Source organism: Imperialibacter roseus, from assembly GCF_032999765.1.
In the GTDB taxonomy this organism is placed as follows: domain Bacteria; phylum Bacteroidota; class Bacteroidia; order Cytophagales; family Cyclobacteriaceae; genus Imperialibacter; species Imperialibacter roseus.
Map to the genome: position 1 here is coordinate 1,934,769 of NZ_CP136051.1, position 20,782 is coordinate 1,955,550.

Genomic DNA, 20,782 nt, shown 5'->3' on the forward strand with positions numbered 1-20,782 from the left:
AAATTGAGTCTGCTTTGACACATTCGAAAAATCTGGCTGTTTTTACCGGGAACCCCAGGCCTGGCGTTGTAGCTCATGATGCGGATGGCAACTGATTTGAATACTGCTATATTTGTCTTGTGAAGAAAATGTACATCATAGCGGGGCCAAACGGAGCGGGTAAGACAACTCTGTCTTATTCTATTCTACCTGAAATCTTCCATTGTGACGAGTTCATTAACGCTGACGAAATCGCAAGAGGTATTTCCCCTCTGAACCCCGAAAAAGCTGGCATCAGAGCTGGCCGTATCATGCTTGAACGTATAAATGAACTCGTTTCAAACGGAGAGTCGTTTGCATTCGAAACAACTCTTTCCACCAGGTCATACGGTAGCTTTATTAAACAGGCAATGTCGCAAGGCTATGACACAACACTAGTTTTTCTTTCTTTGGATTCTATTGAACTTGCAAAACAGCGTGTAAGAACAAGGGTGCTGGAAGGTGGACACAATATACCCGAAGATACTATTGAAAGGCGTTTTTTGAATGGTCTTTCTAATTTTTTCAAAATATACAGGTCGCTTGTCACCAGATGGATCTTAGTTGATAACTCGACAGAGAATTTTGAATTTATTGCTGAAGGAGCTGGGGCGGATATCATTATTCGAAGTGAAGCAAAGTGGTCACAGTTAAAAAACGCATACGATGGGAATTAACGAACAACTTCGTGAACTAGAAGAGAAAGTAAACCTCGGACTGAAAGAAGCATATCGAAAAATGGCTGAGTTCAAAAAAAAGAACAATAGTCCTTTGGTCGTATCTCGGAATGGAAAGGTAGTCTCAATACCTGCTGATGAAATACTTCCCACGACAAATGCTAAAAATGAATATGTGAAATGAGTCCTTTGGGGAAGGGGTAAATCAGGAGAAAAATCACACGTTACTAAATCTGTCAAAGTAGAATTATCACTCACGATGAGTTACTTAACTTCTGTAAAAAAGGAATTTCTGCGTTACAAAGGCCTGGGCGACAAGGCCATGGCTCAGGTACCGGACGAAGCGCTGCACTGGCAGTACAACGAAGAAAGCAACAGCATTGCCACAACCGTGAAACACATCTGGGGCAATATGCTTTCCCGCTGGACCAATTTCTTAACCGAAGACGGCGAGAAGGAATGGCGGCAGCGAGACCAGGAGTTTGAGGAAGACAAAGCCACCAGGGCTGAGGTGCTTGCCAGGTGGGAGGAAGGCTGGGCCTGTCTTTTCACAGCTCTGGAAGCATTGAAGGAGGAAGACCTCAATCGTACGGTATACATCAGAGCAGAAGCTCATACGGTGATGGAAGCCATTAACAGGCAGCTAGCGCATTATCCTTACCATGTGGGGCAAATCGTGTACCTGGCCAGGATGCAGGCTGGAGACAAATGGACAAGCTTATCCATTGCCCGAAATAAGTCGGATGAATTCAATAGAGAGAAATTCGGGAGAAAATAAAGACCTAAAATTCTATCTTTCAGCGAATTCCCTGTGACGCAGCGGTCATAATTCGTATCTGGGAATTTTTACTTTTCCCTTGTCGGCGCTATTTTAGAATAATGGAACGCCAAAGGTTTCTTTCGCTTTCAATCTGCATCATCCTTGGCAGCTACGGACTTTTTGCCCAGCAAACGGGTGTGGTCGACTACCCAACGCTTGGTATCAGGTTCACCATTCCTGATGGCTGGAAGGGAGCGGAATCGGGAGAGGTGTTTCTGATGGGTTCAGATACCAAGCCGGGTCTCTTGATACTGATGACCCATCAGGAGTCGCAAATCCAAAACCTTAAAGCACAAGCAGAAGCAGGTCTGGTAGATGAGGGCATTAACCTGCAGAAGTCAGGAGATTTTGAAAAAGTGGGATCGGAAGGGATAGGTGCGGAGTTTTCCGGCAATATCCAGGGAACACAGGCCAAAGCCTATATTGCGGCAGTTGTCAATCCGTTTGGGACGGGCGTGACAGTGGTAGCTGCTACTGATGTGCCCAACTATTCTTCTCTTTACAAACAACTGGCAAAGGAAATTGCCGGAAGTCTGCAGTTTTCTCAGCCCAAAGAGCCTCCGGTCACTGAAGAGTGGCGACAAACGCTCCAGGGTGCCAAACTCACCTATCTCAACTCCTACTCGAGCTCCGGGTATGACTCCTACGGTGGCTACAGCGATCATGAGGAGATTTTGCTTTGTGGCAACCGCTTTACGTTTTATAAAAGCAGCAGCATGTCCATCGACACTGGCGGGGCCTATGCCAGCAGTGCAGGCAATAGCAACAATGCAGGAAACTGGACAGTGGCCACAAGTGGGGCTGGCGTGCCACTGCTCCGTCTTCAGTACGACAATGGAACGATATCGGACTACGAGCTGGAGTACAAAGAGACGAAGACCTACCTGAATGGCTATCGGTACTTTCGCACCTATGACCACGGGGAGTGCAGGTAGGGTGCACCGTCGCAACACACAGACCTTCTGTCATTCGCTATCAACCTTTCGAATATTTGACCGGCAAAAATTCTTCAAAGAGATAATATCTGGGTAGATTAGTTCACTTGATTTATGGTTTTTCAAAAATGCTGTTGCTGTTCCCGAAAGAGTTAGGGCTTTTCCGGGAACAGGCAACTTGCTCGCCTGAGTAGCACTGATGTGCGGTTTTTGAAATTGTATGGTTTATTATATTTCCCTTTAAGATACCTACTTATGAACAGACGAAGCACCCTCAAGGGTCTGCTTGCCGCTGGCGGTGCCATTGCGGGCCTTTCCCTGGTGGAATGGAAATGGCATATTGTGGAAGATGCCCTCCACCCCAGGTTCTACACTCGCAAAGAAGAGGAGCTTTTTAGCTCAATTGCGGATACCATTATTCCTGCCGGAACCCCGCCTTCAGTGCCAGGTGGCCCAGCCGAGCCCATCGGTGCGCTCTCAACCGGTACCGATAAATTTCTAATGAAGCTTCTCGAAAAATGCTACGAGAAAGAAGACCAGGACAAACTGCGGCTTCAGATGGCAGCGCTAGAAAAGTCGGCCGAGGATACTTACGGGGAGTCGTTCGCTGACTGCACACAGGAGCAGCGGGTTGAACTGCTAATGACAAGGTCGAATTCGGAAGTGGAGGAAGAGAAAGAATTCTTCGACTTTATGAAAGACCAAACCATCCGTGGCTTTACCACCACACAGGTAGTTATGACCAACTACCGAGACTACAAAGTGGCACCGGGTCATTTCTATGGATGCGCCAGTGTTTGATTCTAAAATTCCAAAAGACAAAAACCAAAACACAAATAAATCTCAAAAAGCAAATCACCAATACCAATTCGTTTCGAATTTGACCTTTGGTGCTTAATTGAATTTTGATGCTTGCGATTTGTGATTTAACCAACAGTTATGTTACAAGATTCTAAGGATAAACGTACCTACGACGCCATTGTGATTGGCTCAGGAGCCAGCGGAGGCTGGGCTGCCAAAGAGCTGTGTGAAAAAGGATTGAAGACACTGGTGCTTGAAAGAGGCCGGGACGTAAAACATATCAAAGACTATCCCACAGCTTCCAAAGCCCCCTGGGACTTCGAATTTCGTGATAGTGTACCCATCGAGAAGCGCATAGGTTATGGCAATGCACGGTTCCTCAGAGAATCATCGCTGCCGTTTGCGCTGAAGGACGATGAGCAGCCCTTTATTCAGGAAAAGCCTTTCCGCTGGTTCAGGGGATACCATGTAGGCGGCAAATCGCTGCTGTGGGCTCGCCAAACCCAGCGCTGGAGTGATTTTGACTATGAAGGCCCGGCCAGAGATGGCTTTGCGGTCGACTGGCCTATCCGGTACAAAGACGTGGAGGAATGGTATACCTACGTGGAGAAATTTGCAGGTGTTTCGGGCAATAGGGATGGCCTGGCTGTGCTGCCCGACAGCGAGGTAATGCCGGCTTTTGAGCAAAGCTGCATAGAGCAATACTTTCAGGAAAGCATTAAGAAAAACTATAGCGACAGGGTGATGATCCAGGGGCGGTGTGCTCATCTCACCGACCCTCAGCAAATCCATATCGATCAGGGCAGAGGCAAGTGCCAAAACCAAACCATGTGCAACAGGGGCTGCATTTACGGAGGCTACTTCAGTAGCAACGCTTCCACTATTCCCTGGGCCATGAAAACGGGCAATATGACCATGAGGCCCAACGCCGTGGTGCACTCGGTTATTTATGATGATGCGAAAGGCAAGGCCACCGGTGTGCGTGTGATCGACGCTGAATCGAAGGACATCATAGAGTTTTATGCCCGCATTATCTTTGTGAATGCGTCCACGCTGAACAGCAACGCCATTCTGCTGAACTCCACGTCGTCAAGGTTCCCCATGGGACTGGGCAACGACAATGGCATCATGGGCAAGTACATTGCCTGGCATAACTATCGAGGCAAAGGCAATGCTGAGTACGAGGGCTTTCAGGACAAACGTACCGATGGGCGCAACCCAGATCACTCTTATATTCCACGATTCAGAAACGTGCACAAGCAAGAAACCGACTTCCTGCGTGGCTATGCCATAGGCATTGGCGGGGGCAGGGGGCAGCGCTCCGACACCAGCATGATTGGCGATGAGCTGAGAGACAACCTGCTGGACAGGGAATATGGCAACTGGAACATCAGCAGCTGGATGATGGGTGAAACGGTGCCTGTTGAAAGCAACCACGTGCGACTGAGCCGGGACATGAAGGACAAATATGGCATTCCTCAGCTCATTGTGTCTGTGGAGTGGCAGGAAAACGACGACAAAATGGTGCAGGATTACCTGGAGCAGCAGCAGGAAATGTTCGAAAAGGCCGGCTTTATCAATGTGAGAGTGAATGACAGCCATTCGCTTCCCGGCTCGGATATCCACGAAGTGGGCGGCGTGCGCATGGGAAGAGACCCTAAAACGTCGCTCCTCAACGAGTGGAACCAGCTTCATGCATGCAAAAACGTATTTGTATCAGACGGTGCCTGCATGACTTCAACTGGCACGCAAAACCCTACACTTACCTTCATGATGCTGACTGCCCGTGCCGCTAACCATGCAGTAGATGAGTTGAACAAACTGAATTTGTAGCATGTGGTGTGCACGGGTGGTGCCCACACCGTGTCATATCGCCCGATGAATTAATGGAGCAAGTCGAAGGCTGAGATTCTTGAGCGGTAGACGTAATATCAGGTGGTGGCATCACATTTATGGAATTGAAAACGAATAGTAAATACACTTAAAATGAAAAAACACCTGATAGCTTTCATTATTCTTTTTGTCGCCTGGCAACTGCCACACCCAACGCAAGCCCAGAAAAAGGGCGATCCGTTGTACACCGAACCGCTGGGCGTGCAGGCCTACACGTTCCGCAAGAGCTTCCCTAAGGGAGTAGAGGCTACTCTGGACACCATTGCCTCGCTGGGCTTTACCGAGCTGGAAGGCGGAGCGCCTGCTGGCATGACAGGCGAAGAGTACAGAAAATTGTGTGAAGCGAGGGGCATCAGCATTCCCGGCACTGGCACGGGCTATGAGCAACTGGTGAAAGACCCTCAGGCCGTAGCCGACAACGCCAAAGCCCTGGGCGCCAAGTTTGTGATGTGCGCCTGGATCCCCCACAAAAGGGCTGAATTTAACCTCGAGAATGCCCAAAAGGCAGTGGAGGATTTTAACAGAGCAGGCAAAGTGTTGAAAGAAAATGGCCTTACTTTCTGCTACCACGTGCATGGCTATGAGTTTCAACCTTACGGAAAAGGCACGCTGATGAACTATATCATTGAGAACACTAATCCTGAGTACGTGTCTTTCGAAATGGACATTATGTGGACACATTTTGGCGGAGGTGATCCTGTGAAGCTGCTGAAGAAATACGGTGACCGCTGGAAGCTGTTGCACGTAAAAGATCTGAAAAAAGGCACGCCGAAAGACTTGACAGGTGGTACGGGTCAGGAGAATGACGTAACTCTTGGACAAGGAGAACTCGACATTCCGGGAATACTCAGGGAAGCTAATAAAATAGGCATCAAGCACATGTTCATTGAAGATGAGAGCCCCAATCCAATGCTACAAGTGCCTCAAAGCATTGCCTACCTGAAAAGCCTGAAGTATTAGCTTTTTTATAGATAATTGATTCAAAAAAGGGAGGCGGTTTACGCCTCTTTTTTTGTTCCATCAGTGTCTCCCGAAAGCGACACTGATGTATGATACAATTTATTTTTTAGCGGTTGTGCTTTTCTTTGCTGGCTGGTCTTTCTTAAAGTCGATGCCCGCCACCAAATTACCTGTTCTAAATGCTCCGGAAAGGGCTGCCGGGATTTGTGCTTCCGCCAGAATCACTTTAGCACGTGCTTCCTGAATACGGGCAATCATTTCCTGCTCGTTGGCGACGGCCATGGCCCTGCGCTCTTCAGCTTTGGCCTTGGCAATGCTCAGGTCGGCAGAAGCCTGGTCGATTTGCAGCATGGAACCAATGTTTTGTCCAATATCGATGTCGGCAATATCGATTGAAAGGATTTGAAAGGCTGTACCAGCGTCAAGGCCATTTTCCAGTACTTGTCTTGATATGCTTTCGGGGTTTTCAAGAATGAACTTATAGCTGGTGGCCATACCAATTCTTGAGATGATTCCCTGGGCCACTCTTGCTTTGATGGTTTCTTCACCAGCACCACCCACAAGCTGCTGCAGGTTGCTTCGTACTGTAACACGGGCCACAGCAATGAGCTGAATGCCATCCATTGACACAGCTGTGATGGCAGGCACAAGCACCATATAAGGCGTTACAGATACCTTTACCGCATCCAACACGTCTCTACCAGCCAGGTCAATGGCAGTAGCTTGCTTAAAATCAAGTTTGAGGTTGGCTTTGTCGGCCATGATCAACGCCTTGATAACAGCGACCAGGTTGCCTTTGGCCAGGTAGTGCGTTTCCAGCATTTCGACGGAAATATCGGGAATGCCAGCTTTTGCAGCCAATATCATCGATTTGACGATTAGCCCCGGCGGCACCTTGCGGAATCTCATAAAAACAAGCGTCATCAGATTAACTCTGACACCCGAAAACTGCGCTGTAATCCACAGACTAATAGGGAAGATGTATAAGAGCAGCCAGAGGCCGACAATAATAACACCGATGGTAATGAGTAGTTGAACAGGCATTTGAGTTGATAGATGGGGTTGAGCGGTGGCGACTATTAGCCAACTGCCTTTTTAATAAATGATACCCTGAAAGATAGGTATTATTTATTGGCTACTCCTTTCAGTAGAGTTAAATAGTTTCTCTCCGGCCGTATAAAAATCGCAGCGACCTAAAAAATAGAAGCAGGGACGCCTTTTCAGAAAAAAGCATCCCGGCCCATTATGACGGAATCGTGATCATTTACTTCTCAGTGAACCTTGTGGAAAGTCCACCGACGGAGCTTCCACCCACTGTTACTTCATATTCTCCTGGTTCCACAATGAAGTTACCTTCATTGTCATAGAAGCCTAATTCCGCCTCTCCCAGCGTAAAGCTAATCTGTTTGCTTTCTCCAGCCTTGATCATCAGTTTTTCAAACCCTTTCAGCTCTTTCACCGGTCGGGTAACGCTGGCAGCAATGTCATGGAGGTAAAGCTGTACTACCTCTTCTCCATCTAGCTGGCTGGTGTTGGTTACCTTTAAATTAACGACCACCTTACCCTTTTCGGGCTGGCTTACTTGTAAGTCGGCATAGTCGAAGTCGGCATAGCTCAGGCCATAACCGAATGGATAAAGCGGGTCATTGGCCTCATCGGAGTAGTGCGACCAGAACACGATGCCATTGCCAGCGTCATTGGGTCGGCCGGTACGTTTGTGGTTGTAGTAAATGGGTACCTGGCCAACACTGCGGGGGAAAGACATGGGCAGCTTTCCGCTGGGGTTGTAGTCGCCGTAAATCACCTGTGCTATAGCATTGCCACTTTGGCTGCCTAAATGCCAGGCCTGTACAAGTGAGGGCACTAATTTAGACTCCCTGCTGAGGTCGAGAGGACGGCCGCTCATGGTAACGAGCACCACGTTTTTGTTTGCTTTTGCAACAGCTTCAAGTAGTTCGGTTTGCACTCCCGGCAGGGTAATATCAGTGCGGCTGCGGCCTTCGCCCGATTGAAAGCCATTCTCGCCCAATACAATGACAACCACATCGGAGTTTTTAGCAGCCTGTACTGCTGCCTGGAATCCGCTTTTGTTAGTTTCGTTGATTTTCACTTCCATCAGAAAGGTCGCAGGCTCGGTCACAAGTTCAGCGCCTTTGGAGTAATTATACTGGTTGCCGGTATATTGCTGCAGGCCTTCCAATACCGACACTGCCGAGTTGGCATCGGCTCCACCTCTCCAGCTGCCAATGGGGCTGTCTTTATCCGTGGCCAGGGCACCAATCACGGCGATTTTCTGACCAGTCTTTTTTAGCGGCAGTAAGTTGCCATCATTTTTGAGCAGCACGACGGACTTTTTCGCCATGTCCAACACGCCCGCCACGTGGTCGGGGTGCCCGGTCAGGTCTTTCTCTCTTTGCTCGTCGCAGTAGCGGTAAGGGTCATCAAAAAGCCCTAGCTCAAATTTCACTTTCAGTATTCTCCTCGCAGCGTCATTGATCAGTGCCACGTCTACTTTGCCAGCGTCAACCAGCCCTTTCAGTTCTTTGACGTACAGGTACGACTCCATGTCCATATCTGAACCAGCCAGCGCAGCCAGTCTGGCGGCCTCGGAGCCATTGGCAGCATAGCCATGAACGATCATTTCACCTATAGAGCCCCAGTCGGAGACAACAAAGCCCTCGAAGCCCCACTTGCCTTTGAGGATGTCTCTCTGGAGCAGGCTGTTGCCAGTGGCGGGAATGCCATTGAGTACGTTGAACGCATTCATGAAAGTGCGTGCCCCTGCATCGGAAGCCGCCTTGAATGGGGGAAGCACCATGTTGTAGAGTGTGGAGGTGCCAATGTCAACGGTGTTGTAGTCACGGCCACTTTCGGAAAAGCCGTAACCGGCAAAGTGCTTAACGCACGCCGCTATCGTTAGCGGATCGGCCAGGTTATTGCCCTGGAAGCCATTGACCCGTGCCACCGCTATTTTGCTGCCGAGGTAGGGGTCTTCGCCTGCACCTTCCATCACCCGGCCCCAGCGGGCGTCCCGGCCAATGTCCACCATGGGGGCAAAGGTCCAGCTTATTCCAGCTGCCGCTGCCTCTACGGCGCCGATGTGGGCCGCTTTTTCGATGGCCGCTAAGTCCCAGCTCGCCGCCTCGGCCAGCGGTATGGGGCTCATGGTTTTGTAGCCATGGATCATGTCGAAGCCGATGATGAGGGGAATACCCAGCCGGGTTTCCTCCACCGCTATCTTCTGTACTTTCCTCACTTCAGCCACGCCACGCACGTTTAGCATCGAGCCGACGAGGCCTTTTCTGAGGTTCTCGTATTTCATGGCGGCATCGCCTTCGGCGGGCACAGGGCCCGTTACGTCCCAGAAGCCATTGTACTGATTCATTTGCCCTATTTTTTCTTCCAGGGTCATCAACGCCATCAGGCTATCGACTCGCTGGTCGACTGCGCTTGAAGGTTTTGACGATGAGGTGGAGGAATTGTCGGGTTGGTTGCAGGCCACCATCGCCGTTGCGACAATGACCATGAGTATTATCGTTCTCATAGGAGTGTGTTTTGGAAACAAATGCTGAATGAGGCTGGTGCCTCTTTTTGTTTGTCCAAGGTACACTTTGATGAAAACGTAGGAACGTACGGACGTCAGCAAAAGAACTGACATTCATCACCTAATGTGGGTGTGGTTTTATTTCATTTTCTCAATAGGCGTGCTGGCTTTTGAGTTTGAAATCAGCACAGCATAGTCGATGAACGCTGTGGTCGACTTTCCCTTTACGTCGTCGCCGTTCGATGCCTCATCCTTCATCACCACTTCGATCAAGTCGGGTATGCCGTTGGCGTAGGGAGTACCCTGGCCATTGAGCTTGAACAGTGTGATGTCGGATATCCGGGTTTTCTTGAGGTTTTTTATTCCCAGAAAGTATTCCTTCCGGTAGTCGCCAATGCCAAATCCTCCTTCAGTTATATGGGTTTTGTATCCTTTGTCGTCGTATTCCACCTCCCAAAGCACCCGGCTTTTGGTAAGGTAGCCTATAATGGAAATGACTTCTTCCCTTGCGTAAATGCCGTTTTCGATGAGCATGGTGAAGAATGACGCATTTCCTTTCTCGCCTTCTCTGTCTTTCTCCAGGTGAAAGAAGCCAAAGCGAGCGAATTGTGGTTTGTTTTTGAAGTCGTACAAATCGCTTAGCCCGACATAGTTGTCGTAGATCGTTTCTCCCCTCTTCGACGAGAAAACCTCAAAAGTCACTTTCAGATTGCGGATCAAGTGGTCAAATATGAATGGATCGTTGATGCCCTTGCTGAAATCATCCGGAGCTGCTTCATAAGCTGCCACAAATGCTCTGAGGATGGCTTTTGAGTCACTGTCATAATAGGGCGAATAGTCGGTGGTGTCGGCCGCCAGCATGTCTGCTACCCGATCCAAAGCAGGGCTTTCAACAACCTGTCGATCGATGACTTCGACCAGGAGCTTGCAAGTGTATTTGTAGGTGACCAGCAAGTCGATACCTACCACGGTCAGTTTGTGTTCTGCCGGGAGTTGGTCGTTGAGCTGCTTTAGCGCTGTCCACTTGCTGTAGGTTTCCACCGTTTTGTCCTGCGGCACCCTCACGCCGTAGTGAGTGACCAAATCCTTCAGTAAAGCAGTGTCACCGGAGGACAGGTAGCTGTTGAAATAGTGGGCGATGGCGAAGTCGGTTTCGGGCAGGTAGTAGCTGATACTGCCGGTTTTTGTGAGCGACTGAAGCAAGGCCATTTCAGTGGTTTCTGTCTTTACGCTGCCGTGGTAGGCCCCGAAGCCTATGATTTTGAAGTCTGCTTGTGGAAAATTGAATTCGTTAGTCAGTAAGTCATAACGATTTTCCTGTAAGTGCTCTTTTTTTGACTGAGCCGATAGGTTGAGTGTGATCACCAGCGCAAGGGCAGTTAACGTCTTGGTCATTCGAACTTTTTTGTGCTAAGGACTCTGGTGTGTGTTTACCGTTGCATGGCACCGCTAAATTAATCTACAGTGCATTCTTTTCTAAAGCACTGCTAAAAAACTTCCTTTCTGGCTGGTTTTTGCACCCTACTCAAGTCGTAATCTCAACCAAATTGCCATCAGGGTCGGCTACGACGCTTTCATAATAGCCATCGCCCGTTGTTCGTGGCTCGCCAATAATCTCAAAGCCGTCTTTTCTTAGCTGCTCAGTGAGTTGATCCACCTTTTCCTTCGAGCCGACACTCATGGCCCAGTGTATCAGCCCTTTTCTATAGGCATCTCCTGGGTGCTGTTCTACCTCTGGCCTGGCCATGATTTCGAGCCTGGCGCCTGAGTCGAAAGTAAGGAAGTAAGAAGTGAATTGCTTGGTGGGGTTGTGGTATTTTTCGCCAGCTGTAGCGGCGAAGTAGGTGGTGTAAAAGTCTTTTAGCTCTTCAAGCTTTGTCGTCCAAAGGGCGATGTGTTCTATTTTCATTAGAGATCAAGTTTTTGCGTTTCAACGCTTATCGGACTCGGTTGTTTCGCTACATGCCTTTGTTCGTGCTGAGGATCGGAGATCCTGCATTATTTCTAGTTCGACATGTTAGCGCCAGCGCATGTCGAACAGCAGAAGCTTTAGTGTTTTATTCAATCCATAAATCAATTGACCAATCAAGCAGTTCGGGAACGAATATGTATAAAAGGACACTGATGGTAGAATACCCATAAAAGATCAAGATAAATGTCTTTGTATATATCCTTGTCACTTTACTCGATTTATATGGCCTGATAAATAGTAATTCTCCAACCCAGGAAGTCGTGAATAACATATTCAGACCTAATCCAATAAATATGTAAATCACAGGAATTGAGACATAGCCAATGAAGAAACTCAAAAAGCCAATGATTAACATGTAGCAGTTGTAGAAAATCCTATTCAACTCCCACCAACGGATGGTTTTCAGAACAGTTGTAGTATTCCGTTTTAGTAGGTTCATTTCAAATGAATGCTAACAATTAGATATGGTATTGGCCACATACCCATTATAAATATTTTGGAACAAAGCTTCAAATTAGGTCCTTAAACTTCTCAAAATCAGCTTGCCCGTTTGTAAGAGTTGCTTCTTGCTTTTGGGGTAGCCAGCCAACTACAATTCCGCCTAGTGTGTTTTGCCTAAGAGGAACTCGTTATTTATTCTTCAAATAAATATGCTTGATGTTTTTCTCACCTGATTCTCTGGCTTCAATGATGAAGGCATTCGTGCTTTTGATAAGGGGAGATAGCTTTGAAAACCCATAATTCCTTGGGTCAAAATCTGTCTTTTTCTTGATCAGGTAACTTCCCAGCGAGCCTAGAAAGGCCAAGCCGCTGTCGTCGGAGATTTCATCCACACTTTCTATGAAGGCCTTTATCAGCTTTGCTCACCAAATCACCTCAATTCTACTATATAAACGGAAGTTAGGATCCTTGGATATCACTTTAAAGTTTTCTGAAATACCCTGAGCGATGATAACCCTGTCAAATGGGTCTTTGTGGTGGTTTTCCAATGTTGACAAGCCGATGGGGTGGTCGAAGTCAAGTGGTAGAATTTCAAAGCTGTTCTTTATAATTTCTTCTTTCAGATTTGAAAGAGGTATGCCCAAGTTTAGTTTCCCAAGGCTTATCTTAATTGCAATCTCCCAGATTGAAGCAATGCTAACGAATTTTTTTGTGGTAGAATCCTCAATGGTAGTGCGGGCAGTTGTTGAAAGTTGGTCGTCTCCACCCAAAAACCAAAGGAATGCATGAGTGTCCAACAAATGACTCATTACATGTAATCATTGAACACGTCCAAAGGAGCGTCAAAGTCTTCTGAGAGCTTTATTTTACCTCTGAGACTTCCAAATACAGGCTTGTGGCTTTTTCCCTTCTCTTTTTTTGATTTTTTCTGAATTAGAAAGTCTATAAAATCGGAAGCCTCCTTCTTTAAATCGGGGGGTAGCGTCTCGAGTTTTGTATATAGCGTTAAGGCTGCCATCATTTATTTTTATAACACAAGTTAAATCATTCTAGCTAATCAGCCAATACTTTGTAATGGTGGATGATGCCCTATTTTCATCCAAAGTGACTTCAGTGATTTAACGTAATAATACTCAAACTGGTTAACTGTCTTGAGCCTCACTGTTGATCGATGAAGCTTCCTCGGGCTGATTCACCCAGTTGGATGCCGAGGGGTTGAGTTACCTCAATAGGCAATTACTTATTTTTCAAATAAATATGCTTGATGTTTTTCTCGCCTGATTCTCTGGCTTCAATGATGAAGGCATTCGTGCTTTTGATAAGGGGAGATAGCTTTGAAAACCCATAATTCCTGGGGTCAAAATCTGTCTTTTTCTTGATCAGATAGCTTCCCAGCGAGCCCAGGAAGGCCCAGCCGTCATCGTCAGAAATTTCATCCACGCTTTCCTTAATCACTTTTATTAGCTCCTTATCTACTTTGCTGACCGACGAAGGCTGAGCTTTTGGTTGACTCTTTTGATTGGGCTTTTCATGTGATTCAATTGCCTGCTCCTTCTTCAATATTTCGATGTAGATGAATTTGTCACACGCCGTGATGAATGGGCGGGGTGTTTTCTTCTCCCCGATGCCAATGACAAACATGCCTGCTTCCCGCAAACGTGTGGCGAGCCTTGTAAAGTCGCTGTCGCTGGACACAATGCAAAATCCGTCGACTCTTTTAGAGTAAAGCAAATCCATGGCATCAATGATCAGGGCGCTGTCGCTTGAATTCTTGCCCTGTGTATAGCTGTACTGCTGGATGGGAGTGATGGCATTCTCGAGCAATACATTTTTCCATCCCGATACCGTGGGTTTTGTCCAGTCGGCATAAATACGCTTGATGGTGGGATTGCCGTATTTGGCAATTTCGTCGAGCATTTCTTTGATGTGTGCATAAGGCACATTGTCTGCGTCAATGAGTACTGCAAGCTTGTCGTCCTTCATAGGGGATGTGTTTTTTTTTGTGATTGGCAAGGCTGCTGACTCCGACTAGTCTGCATTCGCAGGCTGCCGACGATCAGCTTTTGTTTCAGTTTAAGAATAGTGCCGGTGCGGAAAGATACCAATTTTTCACGGCGGTGGGTCATCAGCGGATCAAGCGAGGCAAACGCCTGATAGTAAGTAGAACCAAAAGAGATTGGTGGGCGGTATTTTACACTTTCCACACATTTTACTGGCTTCATTTTTTAGTGTTTACCAAATCCACCTCGTCAAAGAAGATGTCGCCGTTGGGTACGTCGAAGTGCAGGCCGGTTACTTTCATGTTGTTGTCGATTTTGAACTGGAGGGTGCCGAAGTCAAACCAGGCTTGTGGCTCCCGCCATTTGATCTCCCAGCTGTCGTAGTGCCAGTGCACCAGGTCGGCAGTTAAGCCCGGGTTGTCCTCCATGTAAAACCAGAGTTTATCGTCCTGTTTTACCACTACCACATTGCCATGCATGCCTGCCCAGTAGGTGCCAGCATATTTTTCAAGCGACAGGCTGGGTTTTGTACCGCTCACCCTTGCTTGCCTTCTTTGTGCTATGTCGTCGTAATGGCTCTTGTTGTTGTTGTTTCGTGCCAAAGCCTCTGCTGAAAAGTCTTTTGTTTCTGCCTTGATGTACTGGTTGATGATGTAGTAACACAGTGGAGAGGCAATCCCTTTCATGCTGTTGGTGAGCACCACCACCCCGAGGTTTTCATCGGGTACCATCATCACATAGGAGTACATGCCGTCGTAGCCGCCGCTGTGGGCTACCAATTGTTTGCCATAGTAATCGCTCACACCATAGCCAAGGCCATAGCCGGAAAAATGTCTACCTGGTGTGGCTGCTCTGGCCTGCTCCGACACAACGAAATTATTGTGCGGCGTCCAGAGCCTGTTTTGCTGTTCTTTAGCGATGATGGTTTTTTGGCTTGTTTTGCCGCCATTCAGGTTCATGATGGTCCATTTGGCCATGTCGTCGGCGCTGGAAATGATGCCACCGGCAGCGCCCATGTTGTCCCAGTTTACCCACGGAATGGGCTCGTTGTTGCCGACAGCATCAGGTTTATGTGGGGAAGCATAGTTGTCTTTGGCTTCTAAATCATCGGTGGATGTAACAGTGCGACTCATGCCCAATGGCGCAATGATTTGCTTCTTCACGTACTCATGCCATGGTAGACCTGAGGCACTTCTTATGACCTCGCCAGCTGCGATGAACATGAGGTTGGAGTAGCCGTATCCGTTACGAAACTCATAAGCCTGGGGCACATATTTCACCTTCTTTACCACATCTTCGGCGGATAAGTTGGCCTTGTACCACATCAGGTCACCGCTGAATGTACCGAGGCCCAGCCTGTGGCAAAGCAGGTCTTCTACCGTAGCATGCCGGGTGGTATAGTCGTCGTACAATTCAAAGAAGGGGAGGTGGTCAATCACTTTATCGTCCCAGTTGAGCTTGCCTTCTATAACTAGTTGCCCGATGGCCGTTGCCACAAACGCCTTGGTATTGGAGGCGATGGCGAACAGAGTTTCGCTGTCCACCGCCTCTTTGCCGCCTGCTTCTTTTACTCCGTAGCCTTTGGAAAGCACCACTTTGCCATCTTTTACGATAGCTACTGCAATGCCTGGCACATTCCAGTCTTTCTGCGCTTTAGCGATGTATTTATCAAGATCGGCAACCTTCGGCTGTGCGGTCGCAACAGAGCATGAGAAGACGAGTAGCAGGAAGATGTATTTGAATTTCATAGCAACGAGCATTGGTTGCTATGAAATTAGGAAAAAGTTTTCAGACCAGAATAGTAACACCCAGGCCATGGTTATTGAGGGCTCGGGTAATAGCTTTGGGTAACGCTAATGCTTGCTGAGCTCGTGGCAATCTGTTTTTTAGGATTCTGCTTCGTACCTCGCAATAACCGGCAGGTCGTGATTTTGAGAGTAACACCATTGCCACCTAGTTGGTAGAATGGCAATCTATCTTTTAGTGTTTACCATTCTCAAAAAAGGCTTACCTCAGGAACTTATCAATGATCTCGGCTGGGAAGATGCCCACGGGGCCTTCGTAGATGCCAGCGTTGCCACCAATGTCAGTAACTTCTACCGAAATAACATTCTCGCCCTCCCAGTTGATGAGTTCAGGGGGGATGGGGTAGTCCCGGTAAGTTTCCCATGAGTGCGACTGACCCAGAGGCCTGCCGTCGTTGGTAGCACCAATCAGCTTTCCATTCAGGTACACCTTATCGAAGTCGTCGATTTTACCCAGTAGGAGCACCAGCGGCTTGTCCTTTAACCTCGCATCCATTTTGAAGTGCTTGCGGTAGTAGAAGGTGCTTTCCCAGTGTTTTTTGCCTTTGGTGTGCAGGAAGCCAGGCACCATAATTACTCCCCACTTTTTATCATCAAAGCTGGCGAGCTTCCATTGCGATTCGTAGCCTTCGGCAAACTTCCATACTCCTTCCAGCCTCATTCCCTGATCGAGCGAGCTCCACGACGCAAAAAGACCGATGTCACCGCTGACAATGCCGCCGCTGTGGATGGTGTCAAATATCCGGACTGAAATGACATTCTCTCCATTCAGGTTCAGGAATTCTGAAGGAATGTAATACCATCGCTTGGCATTGTAGGCGGTACTGAATTGAGGAGGGAAGCTACCAAAAAAACCGATAAGATGGCCATTGACAAATACCTGATCAACATCGTCGATATAGCCAAGGTTGAGGTAAATATTGTTGAATTTGGCTACTTCGCTGCCATCGAATTTCTTTCTATACCAGGCGTAGCCATCATAGCCGTTGAAGCCTTCCGACTCCCATTCCGACGGCGCATAGATAGTTTCCCACTGGCTGTCATCGTATTTGGGCTTTGCCCAATCCATATTGTCACCAATGTGAAATTTCCAGCTGCCTCGCAGCGATACCACTTTTTGCATGTTTCTTCCTTGCGAAAAAACTGAAGCAGAAAATAGCAGAAGGCAAATAGTAGAAATGTATCTAGCGCTATGCATCAGGTGATCTGTTTACGGTTCACGAACATACCAGATGTTCATTTTTCTCACCCAGGACGAGCAATATCTATGCGTTTTTCTTTTTTTCAAAGAAATTGACCCTGGCTTTCAATGGATTGTTGTAAAACTTTGTCATCTAAAAAATCCCGCTTGAGACTAGCGGGACTTTCTCCAAACAACTATTAAACTAAATTTTTAGAAAATGTTACATCGATACCCTCTTGGAGCTGTTGCTGGAAGAGACTTCGAACGTAAAGCCTTTAGAGCTGATGCCTGAAAGGTCGAATACTTTGCTGAAGCCCTTATTGAAAGTGATGCTTTCGCTATGTACCAGTTCACCGGTTTGGTCAAATATGCCTATAGTGGCACCATGACTCTTCGGGTCTTTATACACCAACTGGTATTTGCTGCCACCTAGTTGGTTAACGCCCATCTCTTCAAGCTCTTGCACCCTGGCCATGAGAGTAAATTCGCCATCTTTGTCGGACACTACTATCTGATAAGTGCCAGGGCCGAGATCTTTCATATTATATGGGCGCTTAAAGCCTCTTTTGTTGTCTATGCGATCTACCCGGAGTACATGCCCCGCTTCGTCAAGTATTTTTACTTTGACGATGCCTGGAGTGGCGTCGGCGTAGATCAGGTTATACCTGCCTTCAACTTGTGAAGGAATGAGAGCGGCTTTGGATGACTTGTCTCCATTGCCTTCTGCCAATGTCGCTGTGCTCATAGCTGCTACGAGCATTGCGCTTAAAATGATAGTTCTTTTCATGAGTTTCTGAATTTAATTGACTTGTTGTTGAATCAGTTATACATAAATACGGGCAACCCGGGCAGGGTTTGTCATAGCTCAGTCAAGGGCTGTCACGAAATGTCATAAAGTTGTTGAGAGATGTAAAAAAGGGGGCGGGAAGAGTTTGAAGACCGCAGTCGGGAGACCGGAGATTGCCGGGAGGCGTCGGTACGGCAAGTGGGCTTGCTGCGGTGGGGCCGTCAGCCGCCGGAAGAGAGGCGGAAGACAGAAGACCGGAGCTTTCTACGGTTAGTTGCAGTACCGACCCTATCGTAACCCCTTAGCCGGCAAGCCCTGAAAGGGCGTCATACCTTCAGGATGGCGGTGAAGCCCCATCCGATAAGAAGATTGGAAAACAGAAGCCAAGTACACCCCGGTGTCTGACGGCTCTTTCTCTGTGGCCAGTGGTCGCACCGACACCTACCCTTCAAGCCTTGAAAGGGCGATACACCTTCAGGATGGTGGTGCAGCCCCATCCTCCTCTGCGATATGGGTGGAAGCCCCATCCCAATAGCCATACGCCAATTAGCCAATTTCAAATCACCAACTCCTCAACTCCTCAATCAATAATCATCTTATACCCAATGCCATGCACTGTCAGGATAATCTTTGGCTCATTGGGGTTGTCTTCTACTTTCTGGCGGAGCTTCAGTATGAAATTGTCGACGGTTCGGGTGGTGGGCTGCGCCTCGTAACCCCACACATCTTCGAGCAGCTTATAGCGACTCACAATGTCGTTCTTGTTAGCAAGGAGAAACTTCAGGATATCAAACTCCTTGTGCGATAGCTTTACCTGCTCGCTCCCCTCGTGGGCCAGGTAGTGCTTAAAGTCGATAGTTAGCCTGCCAATGGAGGCTTTCTCGATATCGTCTGCGTTTCCTGCTGCCCCAGCTCCTGATTGCCCATCGGTTCTTCTAAGGATGGCCTTTATCCGGGCAATGAGCTCCCTCAGACTGAACGGCTTCGTCATATAATCGTCAGCGCCGATCTCAAGCCCTACCACTTTGTCGATTTCCTCTCCTTTGGCGGTCAGGAAAATGATAGGCGTTTTGATGCCGAGCTTGCGAGTCTGCCTGCACACATCAAACCCTGACATTTTGGGCATCATCGCATCGAGCACAATCAGGTCGTACGAAGCCTGCTGAATTTTCTGCAAGCCTTTTTCACCGTCTTCTGCCAGCTCCACGGCATAGCCTTCAAACTCCAGGTTGTCTTTCAGTCCCATCCGCATGTGCAGCTCATCTTCAACTATCAATATCTTGGCCATGGTGTTGTTATTTCTTTACTAAAATAGGAAACATCAGTTTAAAGGTACTACCCTTTCCCGGCTCGCTTTCTACGGAAATTTGCCCGCCATGCGCTTCCATAATGTGTTTCACTATCGACAGCCCGAGCCCCGCTCCCTGGGTGTTGTAGATATCGCCCTGCGTCACCCGGTAAAACTTGTCGAAGATCTGTTTTAACTTTTTTTCTTCAATGCCCACGCCCTGGTCTTTAACGGCCACCACGACCCATTGCTCCATCCGTTCTGTAGATATATCCAGGTGTTTGGTGTCGGGGCTGTATTTGATGGCATTGTCGAGCAGGTTGATAATGGCTTCCATCACCGACTCCGTGTCTGCCATCATGTTGGGTAAGTCATCCGTGAAGTGGACCTTGTAGGTAAATCCCTTGTTTTCCAGATGAAACGAATAGGTGTGGAGCACCTCTCTCACAATGTCGTTAAGCAAAACCGACTCCAGGTGATACGTCTTTTTATTGGCCTCTATCTGAGAGAAATTCAGGATCTTATTCACAATATTGGTCAGCCTGCCCGTTTCCTTTACAATGATCTCGTAGTACTCTTTCTTCCTTGTTTCCGTAGTTACCCGCCCCAGCATCAGGGTTTCTGCGAACATGCTGATGAGCGACAGTGGTGTTCTGATTTCATGAGACACGTTGCTGACAAAGTCCGACTTGGTTTGCGCCAGCTGCATTTCTGCCCTGATGTTCCTGAAAACCATCGCAAAACCCAATAGCAGCACCATCGACACCATGCCTATCATGATCATGTTGGTGTTGGATCGTTCCTGCATCACCATCTCAATGGAGTTGCCGGGAATGTAGATCTCCAGTTCGTACTCAGGCAGCAACCAGATGGTTTTGGAGCGTGCCTTGTTGTTCATTAGTGAGTCGGTGGTGTAAATAAGCTCGCCGGTCACCTTGTTGGATGCCGCCAGCACAAACTCCTCGCCTGCCACCTGTTCCATTTTAGGTGCAATTAGCTCTTCAATGAAGTCGGAAGGGCGAATGATCATCACACAGAGCGAATAAGTGTCGGGATTTTCTCCCAGCACCATCAGCAGGGTGTTGAACCGCTCGCCCTCTATAGCCAGCACCTTGTAGGGTTCAATTTTCCGAAAGCCAGCCGACCGGTAGCCAGTCATTTTTTTAACCAACGCTGAGTCTTCCCGGATGTGGTTTTCAAGCAGGGTTATGAGTTGTTGTTGGGGGATTTCGTCTTTGGCGTAAAAGGCCAGCTTTTGGCTTTTTTCCAGCGGAAAGAAAAAGATAGCCGACACCCCCGGGTAACCTTCAAGGATCTCTTTTGGAAACTCGCCTGCCCCTTTTCTGCTCCAGGCATCGTCAATGCGGGTGGTCATGCTGTTGACCACGTCGTCGGAATATTGATTGATGGAGAACAGGAAGGTGTCGATTTGCTTGTCGTAGATAGCCTGCATCATGGCCACGCTCTGATTGAGGCTGCGGACTTCGAATATCACTAGTACGCTGATGGGCAGCACAATGACCAGCACCAGGATAAATGATATTTTAGCAAAAGATGTCCTCATAGAGCGATGTCAATTGGGAGATACGCAAGTTTCGAACTAAGGTAGCACAATGATGACATTTTTTTACGATTGAGCTCAGTAGGCATTGGCTTTC

21 protein-coding genes are annotated in these 20,782 nt (G+C 48.0%); 7 read left to right on the top strand and 14 right to left on the bottom strand.

Annotated features, from left to right (window positions below):
- The first annotated feature begins 128 nt into the window (after positions 1-128).
- From RT717_RS08290 to RT717_RS08320, 7 genes are all read left to right on the top strand, one after another.
- Positions 129-695 (top strand): zeta toxin family protein, encoded by a 567-nt coding sequence (locus RT717_RS08290; protein WP_317491269.1) that lies wholly within the window; start codon positions 129-131, stop codon positions 693-695.
- Positions 685-879 (top strand): hypothetical protein, encoded by a 195-nt coding sequence (locus RT717_RS08295; RefSeq protein WP_317491270.1) that lies wholly within the window; start codon positions 685-687, stop codon positions 877-879. Before RT717_RS08290 ends, RT717_RS08295 begins: the two co-directional genes overlap by 11 nt.
- Before the next feature lie 75 nt (positions 880-954).
- Positions 955-1,473, top strand: a complete 519-nt coding sequence (locus RT717_RS08300; RefSeq protein WP_317491271.1) for a DinB family protein — start codon at positions 955-957, stop codon at positions 1,471-1,473.
- A 101-nt stretch (positions 1,474-1,574) separates the two neighbouring features.
- On the top strand, positions 1,575-2,450 hold the full coding sequence (locus tag RT717_RS08305) for a hypothetical protein (RefSeq protein ID WP_317491272.1): 876 nt from the start codon (positions 1,575-1,577) through the stop codon (positions 2,448-2,450).
- A 255-nt stretch (positions 2,451-2,705) separates the two neighbouring features.
- Entirely contained in the window at positions 2,706-3,251 is a 546-nt protein-coding gene (locus tag RT717_RS08310) for a gluconate 2-dehydrogenase subunit 3 family protein (protein WP_317491273.1), read from the top strand.
- 138 nt (positions 3,252-3,389) lie between these two features.
- Positions 3,390-5,084, top strand: coding sequence for a GMC family oxidoreductase (locus tag RT717_RS08315; RefSeq protein WP_317491274.1), 1,695 nt, complete (start codon positions 3,390-3,392; stop codon positions 5,082-5,084).
- Positions 5,085-5,237: 153 nt separating this feature from the next.
- Positions 5,238-6,104 (top strand): sugar phosphate isomerase/epimerase family protein, encoded by an 867-nt coding sequence (locus tag RT717_RS08320; protein ID WP_317491275.1) that lies wholly within the window; start codon positions 5,238-5,240, stop codon positions 6,102-6,104.
- A gap of 99 nt (positions 6,105-6,203) precedes the next feature.
- Here RT717_RS08320 and floA read toward each other — a convergent pair whose 3' ends face one another.
- The 14 genes from floA to RT717_RS08390 all read right to left on the bottom strand — a co-directional run bounded on the left by floA (position 6,204) and on the right by RT717_RS08390 (position 20,688).
- Positions 6,204-7,148 (bottom strand): flotillin-like protein FloA, encoded by a 945-nt coding sequence (gene floA / locus RT717_RS08325; RefSeq protein WP_317491276.1) that lies wholly within the window; start codon positions 7,146-7,148, stop codon positions 6,204-6,206.
- A 220-nt stretch (positions 7,149-7,368) separates the two neighbouring features.
- A complete protein-coding gene (gene bglX, locus RT717_RS08330) occupies positions 7,369-9,648 on the bottom strand; it encodes a beta-glucosidase BglX (RefSeq protein WP_317491277.1) in 2,280 nt (759 codons plus the stop codon).
- Between the two features lie 138 nt (positions 9,649-9,786).
- Positions 9,787-11,043 carry a hypothetical protein gene (locus RT717_RS08335; protein ID WP_317491278.1) on the bottom strand — a complete coding sequence of 419 codons (1,257 nt, stop codon included), beginning with the start codon at positions 11,041-11,043 and terminating at the stop codon, positions 9,787-9,789.
- 130 nt (positions 11,044-11,173) lie between these two features.
- Complete coding sequence (locus tag RT717_RS08340; RefSeq protein WP_317491279.1) at positions 11,174-11,557, bottom strand: VOC family protein; 384 nt, start codon at positions 11,555-11,557, stop codon at positions 11,174-11,176.
- 692 nt (positions 11,558-12,249) lie between these two features.
- A complete protein-coding gene (locus tag RT717_RS08345; RefSeq protein WP_317492349.1) occupies positions 12,250-12,477 on the bottom strand; it encodes an OST-HTH/LOTUS domain-containing protein in 228 nt (75 codons plus the stop codon).
- Positions 12,478-12,483: 6 nt separating this feature from the next.
- Positions 12,484-12,870, bottom strand: coding sequence for a type II toxin-antitoxin system VapC family toxin (locus RT717_RS08350; protein WP_317491280.1), 387 nt, complete (start codon positions 12,868-12,870; stop codon positions 12,484-12,486).
- Positions 12,870-13,082 carry a type II toxin-antitoxin system VapB family antitoxin gene (gene vapB / locus RT717_RS08355; RefSeq protein ID WP_317491281.1) on the bottom strand — a complete coding sequence of 71 codons (213 nt, stop codon included), beginning with the start codon at positions 13,080-13,082 and terminating at the stop codon, positions 12,870-12,872. Before vapB ends, RT717_RS08350 begins: the two co-directional genes overlap by 1 nt.
- A 215-nt stretch (positions 13,083-13,297) precedes the next feature.
- Positions 13,298-14,044 (bottom strand): NYN domain-containing protein, encoded by a 747-nt coding sequence (locus RT717_RS08360; protein WP_317491282.1) that lies wholly within the window; start codon positions 14,042-14,044, stop codon positions 13,298-13,300.
- Entirely contained in the window at positions 14,041-14,283 is a 243-nt protein-coding gene (locus tag RT717_RS08365) for a hypothetical protein (RefSeq protein WP_317491283.1), read from the bottom strand. The genes RT717_RS08360 and RT717_RS08365 overlap by 4 nt, the downstream gene beginning before the upstream one ends.
- Positions 14,280-15,809, bottom strand: coding sequence for a serine hydrolase (locus RT717_RS08370; RefSeq protein WP_317491284.1), 1,530 nt, complete (start codon positions 15,807-15,809; stop codon positions 14,280-14,282). Before RT717_RS08370 ends, RT717_RS08365 begins: the two co-directional genes overlap by 4 nt.
- A gap of 259 nt (positions 15,810-16,068) precedes the next feature.
- Positions 16,069-17,064 carry a beta galactosidase jelly roll domain-containing protein gene (locus RT717_RS08375; protein ID WP_317491285.1) on the bottom strand — a complete coding sequence of 332 codons (996 nt, stop codon included), beginning with the start codon at positions 17,062-17,064 and terminating at the stop codon, positions 16,069-16,071.
- A gap of 205 nt (positions 17,065-17,269) precedes the next feature.
- Positions 17,270-17,836 (bottom strand): hypothetical protein, encoded by a 567-nt coding sequence (locus RT717_RS08380; RefSeq protein WP_317491286.1) that lies wholly within the window; start codon positions 17,834-17,836, stop codon positions 17,270-17,272.
- Positions 17,837-18,416: 580 nt separating this feature from the next.
- Complete coding sequence (locus RT717_RS08385) at positions 18,417-19,124, bottom strand: response regulator transcription factor (protein ID WP_317491287.1); 708 nt, start codon at positions 19,122-19,124, stop codon at positions 18,417-18,419.
- Positions 19,125-19,131: 7 nt separating this feature from the next.
- Entirely contained in the window at positions 19,132-20,688 is a 1,557-nt protein-coding gene (locus RT717_RS08390; protein ID WP_317491288.1) for a sensor histidine kinase, read from the bottom strand.
- Between the last annotated feature and the right edge of the window lie 94 nt (positions 20,689-20,782).